Origin of the sequence: Nocardia spumae (assembly GCF_020733635.1) — a bacterium.
Classification (GTDB): domain Bacteria; phylum Actinomycetota; class Actinomycetes; order Mycobacteriales; family Mycobacteriaceae; genus Nocardia; species Nocardia spumae.
This window is the reverse complement of record NZ_JAJFZL010000005.1, coordinates 1-14,825: the sequence shown is the minus strand read 5'-3', so window position 1 is coordinate 14,825 and position 14,825 is coordinate 1. Positions and strand designations below refer to the sequence as shown.

Below are 14,825 nucleotides of genomic sequence, written 5' to 3'. Positions count from 1 at the left end.
TCGAGTCGGACCGAACGTGCTGTGTGTGTCGAAACAAGAAGCCGGTGCAAATTCATCATATTGATGATAATCCAAGTAATAATGATTTCGGAAACCTTGCTGTCCTATGCTTCGATTGTCACCGTGAGACTCAGATTCAAGGCGGGTTTGACCGCAAGCTAGATTCTGATCAAGTAGCTCTGTATCGCCGGCATTGGCTTGAGCGTGTGCGCGCGTATCGTTCGGGTTCGTCCTATGCGGAAGGAAAGCCTGAAGAGCGGTCCGATGAGTTGAAGCTGCGGGAAATACTTGCAAAGCTGGAAGTTGCTCGGGAACAAGAGGATTGGCTCGCGGTGGCGCGATTGTATAGCCAATCTGGCGATGAACATCTGAGGGATAAGTATGTCGAGCGTGCACTAGAAAATGATCCAAGTCCATTTTATCAAGTTCTAATAAGGAACGTCCAGGGAATTGCGGAAAAGCTTCCCGAGGATGTTAAGGATCGGGCAGTCGAGGAGGTTAGTGATGATTGGAGCACTAAGGCTGGAGTGCTTGCGGAAGTAGGGCGTTACAAAGAATCCGCCGAGGTGCTCCTGGGGGGTATTCGGGAGGCGCTGATTGCCGATAACTATTTTACAGCTGCATACTATATTAAGAATTTGTTGAGCAATCTGGCCGATGACCTATTCATCCTGGCGCTCAAAGATTTCATTCGCGATGACGACCTGTGGTGGCAACTGCGTGTTTTTGAAGAGCTTGGATGGGAGGATGAGGCGAATGAATTGCTGCTGAAGAATGAGCATCGAATTGCAAATTCCGGAGATGCTGTATTTCAGATGAAGCTCGCATCTGCAAAGGGCGATACCGAGGCGTATCTCGCGAAGGTGGTTGAGATCGAGGCGAGGGGGCCGGCGGCCTGGGATACAGCTTCCCAAATTGACGAAGAAGCAGAGGATGGTAACGCTGAGGAATTCTAGACGCGGGTTCGAACGGCCGCCATCAACTTTGACGGCCGTTCGAAACGGAGTCATCAGGCAGCCCCCGCCTGCGAAGTGGGCTGAGTGGACGGTGCGGCACGCTGGCACCGGGTGCATCTCCCCAGGGCACGCCTAGTGGGACGCAGAGAGTACGCAGCAGGGCTCACGAAGCCTGACATCTACCCACGGATGCCAACACGAAATACGCACGTAAACCGCGTCTTCGTCATCAGCTCTCGCACGCAAATAGCGCGATAGCTCTTCATCATCAACGTCGTGATCTACTGTCTCGCCAGGGCTACCGTGGTGACCCAAAGCCCTGAGCGTCATTACGGTGTCACAGGGTGGGTGAGGCCCATCGGACTCGGACATGAACCGTCGTTACTTTGACCGCACAAACGTCTGCGTACATTGGCGTACCGACCCAGATGTCAAAAGACAGTCCAAGGCAGAATACGTTGCCTCACAGGCACTCTGAACGATCCCAGCGGACAACTATGTACGCACGAACCCATCAGAAGGTTGGGAGTTCGAGTCTCTCCGGGCGCGCAGAAAAGAGCCCCCGAGCTGCATCAGCAGATCGGGGGCTCTTTCCTTCCAAGATCATCGAGGTGAAATCCCTCACTTTCCCCTTATATTCGAATCCGTACTTTCCTTCGCGTACCGGTCGAGGACCTCGCGAACATCCGGACCGTGCGTGCGCCGTTCGACGTAGTGGTGCTCGGTCGTCGCGAGCTGAGCGTGGGACAGCTGGGCTTGTGCCTGCTCGACTCCGAGGCCGTCGCGGATCACCGTTCCCACGGTTCGCCGCAGCGAATACGGAGTGACCCACTTCAGGTCATCGGGCAGTGCAGCACGCAGAGACCGCCGAAGGTTGTTCAGGCTCATCCACTCGCCGTCGCGATTCGGAAAGACCGGCTTGTCCGCGAGAGTCTCCAACGATTCGAGATCCTTGCTCGCTTCACCGAGCAGCTGAGCCAGCGCTTCGACAGCCAGCGATGGCAATACGACCGTGTGATCGGGCGCATCGCCCTTCCGAGAATCCTGCCGACGCAACGACTGACCTTTGACCTTGCCGTGATCGATCACCGTGCCCGCGACCGTCATGACTGGCGGATCGGACAGCAGATCGACATCCGACCAACGAAGCCCGAGCACCTCATTCGGCCGGCACCCGGTCGAGCCCATCACATCGACGAACGGAGGCAACAGACGTCCTGGTCGTGGACCGGAAACGTGTTCACGTTGGGTGTACGCGACCACCGCCGCGCGACCCCTCGCGAACTCGTCCACGGTCAAGGCACGCCCGGCGTCTTCTTCTCGTATTACGCGATGTCTCTCGGAGCGGATTGACCGCCAGCACGTCATGCCGGACAGCCATCGCGAACATGCCGGTGAGTGCCACCCGGAGAAACTTGGCCTGACTCATCGCCGACTCAGCCACGATCCGAGGTGGCTTTCAGCGCGACTGGTCGGGAATTCTCGGACCCGCAGTTCACCGATCTGCTTGGCGCCGTGCTTGTCCCATGCACGCTGGTATTTGTCGACGCTTTGGCGCTTCAGCCCGGCTTTCTCCTTGCTCGCGATCCACAACGCGAACAGCTCGGCGAGCGTCGTACGCTCGTTATCACCGTGCCTCGCAGAGGGCGAGGTTCGGTTTTCAAGTGCCGCTGGAGATTGCGCGGGCATCTTCTTCGCTTCGCCACTGCGCTCGGACCTGGCGGCGCTTCCCGTCCTGATCGCGAACGTAGGTGCTCGCGGTGAACTTCTCCGGCCCCGGCCTGAGTGACGGAGATCTTTGCCCCACGCCCGGGGGCCCATCCGACTGTCTGGGCATGACGCTATGCCCCCTGGGTCCCCCCCCCCAACGTCAGGTAGTCGGCCACCGCCTGGTCGCTGACAACCGCGCCGCCCGACTTCCACCGAGCGCAGCTCACCGGAGCCTCAGTTCGTAGTACGTTGCTGTGCCCGATCGGGATGAGCTTGCGAACTTCCGCCTCATTCAGAAGCTTGGACATGAAAACCCCTCCTATCTGCGTTGTGGATTGCCGAAACTTGTTGTGTGCCTGGTGTCCCGCTGCCAGGCGAGCGTTTTCGTATTGAGCGCGCCATTTGATCCGTTAGCGATCGAGGCCATGACCAGGTGCTCGCGAGGTGGCACGTTCCTGTCTCCCGGCTCGACCGTTTGACGATCAGCCGGACGTATCCGGTTTCTGAATGCCGACCTGGCGAGAAGTTGCCGAACAAACTCGGCGCGGTCGGCCTTGTGATCCGGGAGGGTCTTTCCGGTCCAGCGGCGCGAGACCAGGACACGACGACCGCGCAGGCCGAGGGTGTCTCGGCGGTGGGCTTTGCCCTTGCAACGGCCCGGCTGGGTCTTGTCGGTGGCCCCCTTCGGATTGATGCCGTAGCGCAGCCAGACACCGCAGTTCGGTGAGCACGGTGTCTTGCACAGTTCCGCGTGGAGCCGGTCGTAGTGGTCGGCGGCGCGAGCGGTCTGGGGCTCGATCACTTCAGCGATGGATTTGGTGAGGTATTTGGTCAGGTAACCGACGTGCCGGGATGCTTCCTCACTGCCCCCGAGTACGCCCTTGATGTCTTTCGGGTCGATCTGTTTGCCGAAGGTCACCACGTGGGCGGGTTCGAAGTTGTCGACCGTATCGAGCACGTCCATGGCTTCGTCCCACGTCGGTAGGGGCTCGGCGGTGTCGGGGTCGACGAATCGGCCGGCGGTGTAGTCCCAGACCGGCATGTGCCCATCGGTGTACTGCTCGTTGTCGGGGTCGAAGTGCGGCCACCACACCTGGTGGTAGGTCGCGGCCGCGATCTGCAGAATCAACGCCCTGGGGTCGGTGCCGCGCACAGCCATGTGAATATGTGGTGCTCCGCGCTTCTGTGGCTCTACCGTGGCGAAGTACTGAATGTCGCGGCCGGTCGCGCGGCGGTAGTTCTGTACGAACCGGTCGAACAGCGCCGGGAAGAACACGATGTCCCGGGCGGCGCGTCGGTAGTCGTAGCTATCGGGGTCAGCGGCCGATCCGTCCGAGCACGGTTTGCCGTCCGCGTTGGTTGCACCGTCGCGGTTGATCTTGCCGTAGGAGTCCAGCGTGAGAGTGATGAACATTGAGGGCCGGTACTTGCCCGCGTATTGACGGCCGATCGTGGCCTTGTCGATCTTCTTGCGTGGCAGATCAGGGACGTCCTGGCGGCGTCGGGTGGACCGTTTGCGCTCCGATTTCGGCTCGGGATCCAGCGCCGGAAGACGCCCGCGCACACCGGTTTCGCGCAGATCCGCATCCACGTCCGAGACCACTTCACGGATGCCGTCCATCATGTCCTGATCGCCGGACGCCTTGGCTTCCTGGTAGTTGGTCATCAGGCTTGCGCGAGTCTCGACCAGCTCCAACTGGTGTTGGGTGGGGTCGCGTTTGATGTCGACGGGTTCGGTTTCGATGTGCCAGCCTTCGTGGGCCTGCTGCATCCGAAGGGAGCGAGCCTTGGCCGCGCACGAGGGGCACACACTTTCCAGCGTCGATTTGCAGGGGGCACCAACGTATTTCGTATCCCCGGTATCGCGGTCATAGGTGTACATCGGAATCGGGCGCCGGCACTCGCCGTATTTGTCGGCGGCGGCCTGGGCGATCTCGTGCAGGTTCGGAATTGAGCGGCGATCGGCGGCGGTGTCCCGGACAGGGCCGAGGGAGGCCGGATCGGTGTCAGGCTGTTGGTCTGTCATGGTCTGGCCTCCCTCGAGGTTGGTGGGTTTCACGCGGCGTTTCCGCCTTCCTGACGGGGCAGCCCGCCCAGTCCGCCGGGGATGTGTGTGCGAATGGGGCAGAAATCGGCTTAGCGAGCGAATCAGCGCGCCGGAAAGCCAGTTCCACGCGAGCCGGGCCGGTGATGCTGACGCGGCATTCCTGCGCCCCGAACGCATGCGCCAGATGGCTTGCGCGGTTGGCCCAGTCGTCGGGGCACTGACCGGGCAGCATCGCGACTCGCACGGTGTCGATGGCCGTCCCGATGTCGATGCCCAGCAGCCGCGGAATCTTCACCGCTGCGCCGAGGTCGTCACGGGCCGACAGGCTGCAATCGTCCAGCCGTGCTGACCACTGCCGCCGATACCGGAACCAGGACAGAAACCGCGACCGGGCACGGCGAGTGATCCAGCGGGAAAACGATTCCGGAGCCTTCACCCGCCACAGGGCCAGCGCAGCGACCGAGGCCATTGTCATGCCGAGGGCCGGGAGCCAGCCGTAGAACCAGAAAAGGCCGGCCACCGCAGCGATCGGCAGCGACACCATCGGGAACAGCAGCGCACCAGGCCGCTAGGAACACCGCGATCACCGCCCAGCCGATCAGGGCGAGAAACAGGGTCGCGAGGTCCTCTACCGGGTCGCGGCGGGTCCGGACCGTGGTGGTGGTTTTGGTCGTGGTGCTCACTGCTTCACCTCGGATTCGTCGAACAGCCCCAGCTCACTGGGGCGCTGCCTGCGCGGGAGGTCTTTGACCTTGCGGCGTTTGGTCTTTCGCACCTGATCGGCTGCCGCTTGCACGATCGGATTCACTTGTGGTGCTTCATGTTTGGTGTTCATGCGGCCCAGTCCCCTCCGTCGGGGTCGTAGCCGTGGCCGAATACCTCTCCGGTTTCGGCGAGGATGTTCACCGCGATGCCGATGGGGTCGAGTCCGCGGGCTTCGAGCTGGCAGCGGCGACGGCTGTGCAGGTCGATGACGTCGGCGTATTCACTGGTGCGCTTGCTCATTTCGGGTTCTCCTGTTCATCGGGGGCGCCACAGCGGTCGCAGCGGCGAAGGGTGTTCGTGGAGGGGAAGCGGTGGCCGCGCAGGTCGCATTCGGCGGTGATGGCGCAGCCGTCGCAGGTGATGCGGTCCCCGTCGTAGAGCCAGCCGTTACGACCGGCGGCGAGGTAGTAGGCGGCGTGATGGGTGGAGGTGAAGCAGACCGCGTGCCCACCTGCGTCGGTATAGAGGTCGCCGCAGCTGTCGCAGTAGATGACCACGTGGTTTTCGGTGACCATGCCGCGTTTCATGCCGCCACCGGACCCGTGTAGCCGTCACCGGGGATGTCGTCGCCCAGGTCGTCGGGGTCGAAATCGCTGTAATCGGCGGCCGGGGCGAAATCGGTTGCCGGGGAATACATGTCCACGATCGCGTCGGCTTGCTCGTCGGAGATCCAGAACGCACGCACACGCACGAACTCCGTGGTGCCGTCTTCGCCGACATAGCCGACACCGGGCGTGGTTTCGGGGATCTTGTCGCACAACGCGCCCGGTCCCGCGCTCCTTGCCCGTGCACCATCGCGGTCTGTGTCGGTTCGTCCAGGCGCAGGCCGATGCGGACCGGGAACAGTTGCCGGTTGGGCATCGTCTCCTTGGACGGGTCCTGCAAGGCCGCGATCACCGAGACCACGCGGCACGGCCCTTGGACTGCAACATGCCCGTCAGACGCCGGAACTCGTTTTGCTCGTCACGGTCGGCATACGAGGACAGCGACGCGGCCTCATCGATGACGATCACGATCAGTGGTTCATCCGGCGAGGGGACCAGCTTGCGGACCCCTGCGGCGCGCATGCGGGCCAGGCGCTCGTCCATCTCGGTCACGGCCTCGCGCAGCATGGCGAGGATGGTGGAGGCGTCGACAGCGAAGCGGACGAACAGCCGGTTTTCACCGCGCCCGAACTCCACACCGCCTTTCGGGTCGGCCATCCACACATCCACGAACCCGGCTTTGATCGCCGGACCGAGGCCGGCCAGGATCGACCACAACACCGAGCCCTTACCCGAGCCGGTGGCACCGGCAAGAAGGATGTGCGAGTACAGGATTCGCAGCAGCCACGGCGTCCCGTCTTCCCGCACACCTACCGGCACCGCTTCCAGGTCGACACCGGCAGCCACCGTGGTGGGGTCGGTGGTGACCGATTCGGCCAGGGTGTCGTGAACGCGGAGTTCCAGCCGCACCCAGCCCGGAGCAGGCGAGGACGCGGTGACCTGCTGCACTCCGACGTGGTCAGCGATGCGGGAGCGGGTGTCGTCGTTGGTCCAGTCGGCCAGGGTTTGCCCACCGCGCATCAGCACGTCGACGGTCAGGCCGTGGCGGGAGTAGTCCCACCACTCGACGCGCGGGAACCCGGTCTCGGCCGAGCCGAGCTTGAGCAGGGAAAACATCAGTTGTGCGTGTGCCGTGGAGGCGAACGACACGATTGCCGGGCGAAGAATCTCCGGTGCCTCGGCCAGTTCGCGTTCCAGGCTCACGGCGGTCGTGGTGGTGGGGCGGCGGCCCCACGGCAAGATGTGTGCCGCGAACACCAGCGCCCCTATCGCCGACGCCGCGACCGGAACCATGTCGACGACGGTCATTGCCAGGGCTCCTTCGAGTTGTCGAGGCCGCACAGCAGCTGACAGCCCTGCACATCGGCCGGAGGCAAGCCCGGCTCGTGGCAGAACATGGTGCAGCCGGAATCCGGAGCGACGAGGGAGGGTTCGTCGTCGCACAACATCACGCAGCCCGGTTTGCCGGTGGCGTGTTCGACAGCGGCCGGAGCCACCTCGTGGCGCGGACCGAACGCCAAGAAGCCGGCCACACCGAGGGCTGCGGCGGTGACGGCGAGGGTGGTAGCACCCACGGTCACAGCGCCAGTGGTTTCCATGACAGATCAGCTCCCGATCGGGACGGACACCGGCAGCAACGCTGCGCGGGTCGAGAAACAGGAATCGGTTGCGCCACAGCCACCGCAGGCACAGAAGGCACCATCACGGGCAGGGCCGCGGCAGGTTCTGGGCTTCCACAGTTTCGCGGTCGTACCTTCGCAAGCGGCGGGAGCACTATGTTCGAACTCGGCCACCGCAGCGGCGGGAGCCGATTCATGTTTGGCGGCACCGGAACCTGCACTGGCAGGCCGTGGGTGTCTACGAGCAGCGATATCGGGGCGATGGCCGCGACGATCGCGCACAGCCCTCAGGGTAGTCTCTTGCCTGGCGGGCTACGGCGTGGTGGCTGTTGCCCAGCCACCGACACCCAGCGCCCCGACCACCAGAACACAGGTGATGAACCTTCGTTCGGCGGATTTGGCCAGACCAATAGCTGGCCGTGCGGGGTGGCCTGAACCGATGGTGCCGTCGATGTATTCTAGATGGGAACAGCCACGCATCCGACGCACGGCACTATGAGCCAGTTTGGCCAGATCCCGCACCGTGGCGAACGACAGCCTGGAAAGCGGCAGCGCCGACGCCCACGATCACCAGACCGCGAACACCCGCGCCGCACGCATTCCCCGCTCAGGCGTGAACATCAGGCAGCCTTCTCCGCTGCCAGCCGCTCCGCCACGTCGTGCATCATCAGGATCTGCGGCAGCTGCTCAGCGAGGGTGCGAGCATCCTCGATCGACAGATACAGCCGCGCATACCCGATGGCCTCGTGGTTCATCTCCACGCTCACCCGAGGCCCGGATCGGCCCCGATGCGGTGTCCGCGCGCCGGGCAGTACTCGGCCTCGTGCCATCGAACTTGCTGATGTGTGCGCTGATGAACGACACGGCGATCACGCAGCCTTCGCGTCGCCACGCGCCGGACGAGTCGCACCCGGATCGGCCGCGGGGACTTTGGCGCCGGAGTTGTCGCCCGCGATGCCGGTAGCCCGCACCGTCCAGCCCAGGGTCTTGAACTCGCCCTGACCGGTGACCTTCGGCTGAAGGGTCACGTTCTCGAGCACGATCGAGCGCATGCCGGGCAGCACCTCCGGAGTCGAGGGCACCGGAGCCACGTCGGCCAGGAAGATCACCTGAATGCTCGACTTCTTCGGGTTCGTCTCGGCCGGGTTGGTGGCGGTGGCCTTCCACTGCCGCAGACCCGTCACGGGTCGACCTTCTGACGAGCCGGAGCGTTGCGGTTCTGGTGTACTCGGTGTCCGCTCGATCTCGCCGACCAGGACGAGGCCCTTCTCGAAGGCTTCGTTGAACGCGACGTTGAAACGCAGATCTTTGAGCGCCATGACTGAATCTCCTTGCGTCTGGGTTCTTTCGAATCTCGCCTCATCGGTAGCGGCGATGGATTCATCGTAACGTAGTTGCGTATGCGCACAAGGATTTTGCGTATACGAAGGGCGAGAAAGGTCAAACTCGCTGGTCAGCGCGGCGAAACTGTCTTGTCCGTATACGTATCTTCGTATACGCTGAGCGATGTAAGGACGCTATCGCCGCCGGTCGAGAGCTTGCTGACGATCCGAACACGCGCGGCATCACGGGACAAGAAGGTGTGCGCAATGAGGTTCCGCCTACGGCTCTCGCGTGGATCGACCCCCCGATGTCACCCGTCGCGCCAGACTGGATCGTGCGCCAGGTCCAGCGCCTGGCGAGGCATCTGGGCTATGCGCTCATTTGGCCGGCGGTTCGTTGCTGCCCGTTGCCTGATCAGGTCCGCGCGGCCGACGTCGATGCGGTGATCGTCCCTTCGGCAAAGCCACCTGGACCCGCTAACCCCTGACAACCTCATTGGCTTAGCCCGATGTCGAAGCCGTCCTACCTCGACTGTCGTTCGCTTCGATGGCGATGCAGCAGAGTGGACGGCGGGGGTGAACGCGTTCGAAACCCTCGGACTGCTTTTCGTGTCTGCCTCTGTCGGCTGTGGTGTATTGCGCTGGTGGCGTACTGCCGGAGCGCCGTCCCTCCGATCGTCGGACGAAGCGGGCTCTGAATTGGAGTTGTCGATTCGGATACAGATTCGAATACATGAATATTTCGCGCGATACCAGTGCGAATACGGTTTTACGTATACGAAGTGCGCTATACTAGTCCCCCGTCCTACGCGCTAGTGATTTTCGAATTGAAGGGAATGAGCCACATGGCGGAACCTGCCTACGTCTCCATCGCTGGCGAATATGCTCGCCGAATTCGCGGCGGAGAATTGCCGCCCGGAACTCAACTGCCGAGCTATTCGGAAATCGCGGCGCGCAACAATGTCTCCGACATCGTGGTTCGGAAGGCACTCGAGCTCCTTCAGAGCCAAGGGCTCGTCCGGTCTGTGCGCAGGCGCGGAGTGTTCGTATCGGATCGGCCGAACCTGATCCGGATCTCGCCCGAACGTCAGATGGAGGACCCGGAAGTGACGTTCGCGAACGAGTCCGACAGCACGGTTCAGATCGACCGGGCAACGGAGAAGGTGTCGGCCACAGAAGCATTGGCCGATGCCCTTGGCGTAGCAGTCGGCGAAGAGATCACCCACGTCGTCACCCGCGCCAGCGAAGATGGCCGGCCGATTTCCGTGTCTGACAGCTACCACCCGTCGACGTAGCGGACACGTCCGACGCTGCCACCCTTGAGGAAACGGTGGCGGACAGCATCCCGGTGCCGTCACACGCGAGTGGTTGAAGACCACCCCCGGCGACCTCGTGAAGACCGTCCACCAGCGCTACATCACCGCGACAGGACGAGTAATTATGGTCTCGGATGTGTCCTACCCGAGGGATCGCTATTACGCATTTTTTTCCGCATGAACCTGAAACCGGAACTTGAAGCGGCTACCGAGAAATAAAGCTCTGCGCGGCCGCCGGTCATCCGACTATGGATGACCGGCGGCTCTTTTATTGACGGACCCAGCCCTGAGCCCGATCGGCGAGATTCCACCAAGAGATGAATCCCGAATCCTCTGATTCGATCTTCCATCGCGAGTCCAGCGCATCGAAAAAGGCTTCATCGCCGGTCTTTCCGCCTTTCGGCTCACCGATGTAGACCACGGCGAACCGCCGTCGCCTCGAAGGCCGCCAGTGCATCCGACGCCATCGTGTTGCCCATCCAGGCGGCCAACACAGAAACAGGACCTCATCGGCACTGCCGTACCGACCGCGCAGCGAATTCTGCCCGATGATCACCAACGCTCAGCCAGACGTTCGCAGCTTGGCCTCGGCCTTAGTGAACGACGATTTTCGTGACCGGTCCCGGCGGTTCCGAGCATACGCCGCAACAGCCAGACCTGCGCTCTTCCTACTGCGCAGCCCATAAACCGCGTGGCCAACTCCGAGCTCGACGACCGACGCCCAGTGCTAGAAGTGATTGCATCCACGCCACGGTCTCTACGGCGATCGGAATCGCGTAGGCAGAGCGTCCTGCATGATTGGTCTGCGTCGAATCCCAGTCAGCGCGCTTGCCTCGAGACCAGTCCACCGTCCAACCATCACCCAGGCGCCCCCTGACGTTCGGACACCGAGGCCCGAGCGATGTCCCAGTATGGGTTTCGCGCTGATCGAGGCCCGCCTGTCATGTAATGCACGAGCCGCAAAATCGAACGCTGCGTCGGCCCGTCGTCCCCCGTCCCTCCGCAGCATCGGCGCGGGATCGAGGTACTCCGCCACCTTCGATACTCGGCCCGAAGACGCTGTTCGTCCCCTAACAACCCCGGCCAGTTCTTCACGACGGTCCGCCGTCAGCGCAAGCTCAGCCATGCTCCAAGTCTGTCCCGCGACTGACCTTCTCGCGAGCAAATGCGACTCACCTGCATTGGTCGTGGCGGAATTTGGCTAGAGAGGATCAAGGGCGGCGGCTGGCGCGCCGCCGAGTCGGCGCTCGCCACGCGGCGCCGCGCAAACCGCTCGCTGAAAGGAACGCCGCCTCGGCGGCGCGTCGGGCGCGTCGGCGCCGCTCTGGCGACCGTGGTAGAACGCCGACTTCCCTTCTGTTCTGGCCACTTATGCAACGACGGGCAGTGCTGGGCGCGACGTCATGCCGTAACCGGCCGGCCTCCCGCAGCCGAGGACCGAATCGGCCAGCCACCAGCTTCAGTCGAACCGCTTGTGGTCGCCCTCGTAGCCGGATATCCCCAGGAAGCTCACAGGATCTCGGTGCCGTGCGACGCAGTTCGGTTGCCACACCAGCACGTTCGGCGCCCCCGATCCTTCCGCATTGCTATGGACGATCTGCCGAAGGCATACCACCGGCGCAGGGCACTCCAAAGGCGCTACGCGTCACTTCGTGATGGGCATTCGCCCACCCTTTTCCGCACCCACACCGGTGGTCTGGACAAGCCCAGATCGACCACAGCAGACGAGGAAGGACCTCCCGATGAGCACCACCACTTACGTCTGCGGAATCCGCGGTTGCGAGCCCTCGCCACCGAAATCCACCCGATGCCCCGGTTCGGAGCGACCACCTACCGCTGCCACCCGCACCACGCGCAGGGACCTCACCAACCAGGCCGCCGCCGACGCATACGATCCCCGCAGCCGCCTACAAGTGACCCCGAGGGGGCTTCGGCCCCCTTCCCACCGCCTTCGGCCACCGGCAGCGCCGCCGGTAGCGAGTCGCCAACGACGTCGACTCCGGCCGATCCGCCGGTGCTGGTCACACCGGGACACCGGTCACCCGGTGCGGACGACGTCCTTCCGTCCGCACCGGGTTTCCGCAGCAGTTACGTTGGGTCGCTGCCGAATTCGCCTTATTTCTGTAGATAGGAAGCAAGTCAGGTTCGGCTACGCGGCCGGTCCGGGAGCGCCAGTGGCCGACTCAACCCAGTACGCCCGTATTCCCTTCCGGTCGCTATCCTGACTCCCAATTTACCGTCCACAGGTCATACCCGGCCTACAGTGAACCAAGCATCATGCTGCAGACTCGTCCGGCGGTGGCATCTTTATGCCCGCTTTTCACTATCTCCATGTCAGCACGTCGGTTCGCATCCGTCAGCTCCGCATCCAATTTGAACGTCGTAGCATTCGTCCTGCTGCCGGTTTCGGATCACATGAAATACGGACTTCTTTCGCGTGACGACCCACGACCATTCAAACCGAGCGGCATGACTTTGCCCACTGGATCCGCTGGGCGAATCCCAGTGATCACCGTAATCTTCACGTACCCGCCCCAACAGCGTCGGAGTTCAGGGGGGTGGAAGGCTTGAACTGATGCATGAACCTGAACATGGCGATCGAGAATATCGCGCGACGGCGGGTGGAACGCGATATCGATGCGCTGTCTATGCACTGACGCCCAGTCGACCAGGACTTTGGCCGCACGCAGTGTAGTGATCGCCCATCACCCACAGCGGCGTTTGCACTTCTGAGTCGTAGGTTCTTTTGCAAACCCGGCAGCGCCAACAGTCTCTGTAGGGGCTTCCGCCGCTGCACCCTTCCGGCGCCCGTTCGATCCACCCACTCGACGTGGGAGTATCCCCGCCCCGATGCGTGCGCATACCGCCGAATTCGTTGGACAGATGCGTTCTCCGTCACTGTCTCGAATTTGTGTCGACGGACCTGAGGCGGCCCATCCTGTCTGCCACCTCCGCGCCTGACATCTTGGCCACAGACTTGCGGATGTGCACCAGTGCTTCAAGCATGTCGTGGTCTGCCTCGACCAAGTCGCGGGCGAGCGCCTCCTCGGGTCCGACGTATCGATCCCCAAAGCCCTCTCGAGATCGTCGAACGTGCTCATATGTTGAGGTTAACCGCAACATCACGTTTGTCAGCATATCGGGAGCAAGCCACACTTGAATCGGCAGTGGGAGGTCTCTATCTGGCCGGTTTGCAGCTCACCCCACCCTTCCGGATCAAACTCACTGTCCGGCTTACGCCCAGCTCCGAGCCAGACCAAATACGTATGGTCAGGATGTTTGGGTACGCCGGTGTAGACCCGGTAGTGCCATCCCCCGAGGTTGCCGGGACGCGGATGCTTCAACTCCACGACCACGTCTCCAGACCGAACCTCTTGGAACTCCTGCTGACGTACAGAACCGGTGTGAGCGCGTTTCATCAGGCTGACGATTTCCTGGCGCCGCAGCATCTTGTCGGAATCACCTAGGGGGACGTGCCGTCGGATTCGGTTCGGACGGTGCGAGCACAGTGATGCGCTGAACTCGTCGGTGAACGCTTTCGTCCAGAGTCTGCGTCAGGGCGATCGCCGTACGCCAAGATCCGTCACCCTCAATCTCCATCGACACCGTCGACCCTCCTGCGGCTACCGGCCGGAAGTGGCGAACGGCCGCTGAAACACTTATTATCAGACACCTCCGACATCCAGCCCGGAATAAACGGTGATCGCCCTGTCGACTTCGGGGTCGCACCATCGGGCAGACAGGAGCCGACGAGTGGCCCAGCCTCCTCATGGCTCGATTGTCTGACTTCGCCACGGCCGAGGTAAATGGCGCTTCGCGTCACTGCGTGATGCCTTCGGCCCCATTGACTAGGCCGCCACCAGTACAGAGCGGCCAGTATGAGGAAGCAGGGCAAGGGAAGTCACCGGGGATGCGAAGTTCAGCCCCGGTGAGGCAGGACATTGATGTCACCACGATGTCACAACTCACTCGGATCTCCCCGGACTCTGGCGGACGCAACCCAACGCTCGGGATACATCCAAACCCAAGGTCAAACCCGGGAAAATGCTCCGGGGCTGCCTCCGGAGCAGGAGACCAGATCTCAGCCCAGCGGTATCGGTACGCAGTGAGTACGCAACGCTGCGCAGCGGTGCCCTCTTCGCCCAACGTTGCCGCCCAAAATCCCTAGGTCATGCCTACCGAGCCAACACCAGCTCGCCACCGCAAATGCCGATCCGTCGCAGTTGGGATCGCTTCGGCGTGTTCTCGCCTCGATCGGTGTACTGCTTGTGACGGGAGATCTCGAGCACCTATGGTGCTGCTGGTGGGTTCGGTCGTGGCCTGACCGGTGAGATGCAGATCTTTCTCGGTAGAGATTCGGTCACGGGCGTAGCGGTCTCGTACTCAGAGCGATCATTTACTGGTGTGCTTCCTTGCCTAACTCGCCCGCAAGGGCACATTCGTTGGCGGGCCCCACGGGGCATTTTGAAAGAAGGAGTTACGGGCCAGATGCCTGCGAAGAAGTTGCGCATTCCGATCCTCCTGAGGTCGCTGCTCGCGTATTGT

The 14,825-nt window shown here is 62.5% G+C and carries 14 protein-coding genes; 2 read left to right on the top strand and 12 right to left on the bottom strand.

Features of this window, described 5'->3' with window-relative positions; translation table 11 throughout:
• A partial coding sequence (locus tag LKD76_RS31705) for an HNH endonuclease signature motif containing protein (RefSeq protein ID WP_227985633.1) occupies positions 1-956 on the top strand: 956 nt, incomplete at its 5' end.
• Between the two features lie 621 nt (positions 957-1,577).
• On the opposite strand, the gene LKD76_RS31700 is transcribed toward LKD76_RS31705, so the two are convergent.
• From LKD76_RS31700 to LKD76_RS31645, 12 genes are all read right to left on the bottom strand, one after another.
• Positions 1,578-2,114 carry a tyrosine-type recombinase/integrase gene (locus tag LKD76_RS31700; protein WP_308188917.1) on the bottom strand — a complete coding sequence of 179 codons (537 nt, stop codon included), beginning with the start codon at positions 2,112-2,114 and terminating at the stop codon, positions 1,578-1,580.
• Between the two features lie 267 nt (positions 2,115-2,381).
• Positions 2,382-2,645: a hypothetical protein gene (locus LKD76_RS31695; RefSeq protein ID WP_227985632.1), complete on the bottom strand. Its 264-nt coding sequence runs from the start codon at positions 2,643-2,645 to the stop codon at positions 2,382-2,384.
• A 340-nt stretch (positions 2,646-2,985) separates the two neighbouring features.
• Complete coding sequence (locus tag LKD76_RS31690) at positions 2,986-4,692, bottom strand: replication initiator (protein WP_227985631.1); 1,707 nt, start codon at positions 4,690-4,692, stop codon at positions 2,986-2,988.
• Positions 4,673-5,257 carry a hypothetical protein gene (locus LKD76_RS31685; protein WP_227985630.1) on the bottom strand — a complete coding sequence of 195 codons (585 nt, stop codon included), beginning with the start codon at positions 5,255-5,257 and terminating at the stop codon, positions 4,673-4,675. Before LKD76_RS31685 ends, LKD76_RS31690 begins: the two co-directional genes overlap by 20 nt.
• 135 nt (positions 5,258-5,392) lie before the next feature.
• A complete protein-coding gene (locus LKD76_RS31680) occupies positions 5,393-5,548 on the bottom strand; it encodes a hypothetical protein (RefSeq protein WP_227985617.1) in 156 nt (51 codons plus the stop codon).
• Positions 5,545-5,718, bottom strand: a complete 174-nt coding sequence (locus tag LKD76_RS31675; protein ID WP_156769674.1) for a hypothetical protein — start codon at positions 5,716-5,718, stop codon at positions 5,545-5,547. Before LKD76_RS31675 ends, LKD76_RS31680 begins: the two co-directional genes overlap by 4 nt.
• Positions 5,715-6,005, bottom strand: coding sequence for a hypothetical protein (locus LKD76_RS31670; RefSeq protein WP_227985618.1), 291 nt, complete (start codon positions 6,003-6,005; stop codon positions 5,715-5,717). Before LKD76_RS31670 ends, LKD76_RS31675 begins: the two co-directional genes overlap by 4 nt.
• Positions 6,002-6,238, bottom strand: a complete 237-nt coding sequence (locus LKD76_RS31665; RefSeq protein ID WP_227985629.1) for a hypothetical protein — start codon at positions 6,236-6,238, stop codon at positions 6,002-6,004. The genes LKD76_RS31670 and LKD76_RS31665 overlap by 4 nt, the downstream gene beginning before the upstream one ends.
• A gap of 133 nt (positions 6,239-6,371) precedes the next feature.
• Positions 6,372-7,331 (bottom strand): FtsK/SpoIIIE domain-containing protein, encoded by a 960-nt coding sequence (locus tag LKD76_RS31660; protein ID WP_227985628.1) that lies wholly within the window; start codon positions 7,329-7,331, stop codon positions 6,372-6,374.
• Positions 7,328-7,603, bottom strand: coding sequence for a hypothetical protein (locus LKD76_RS31655; protein WP_227985620.1), 276 nt, complete (start codon positions 7,601-7,603; stop codon positions 7,328-7,330). The genes LKD76_RS31660 and LKD76_RS31655 overlap by 4 nt, the downstream gene beginning before the upstream one ends.
• Positions 7,604-8,262: 659 nt before the next feature.
• A complete protein-coding gene (locus tag LKD76_RS31650; RefSeq protein WP_227985627.1) occupies positions 8,263-8,472 on the bottom strand; it encodes a hypothetical protein in 210 nt (69 codons plus the stop codon).
• A 39-nt stretch (positions 8,473-8,511) separates the two neighbouring features.
• Positions 8,512-8,961, bottom strand: a complete 450-nt coding sequence (locus tag LKD76_RS31645; RefSeq protein ID WP_227985626.1) for a hypothetical protein — start codon at positions 8,959-8,961, stop codon at positions 8,512-8,514.
• An 848-nt stretch (positions 8,962-9,809) separates the two neighbouring features.
• Here LKD76_RS31645 and LKD76_RS31640 point away from each other — a divergent pair.
• Positions 9,810-10,259 (top strand): GntR family transcriptional regulator, encoded by a 450-nt coding sequence (locus LKD76_RS31640; protein WP_227985625.1) that lies wholly within the window; start codon positions 9,810-9,812, stop codon positions 10,257-10,259.
• Positions 10,260-14,825: the final 4,566 nt, after the last annotated feature.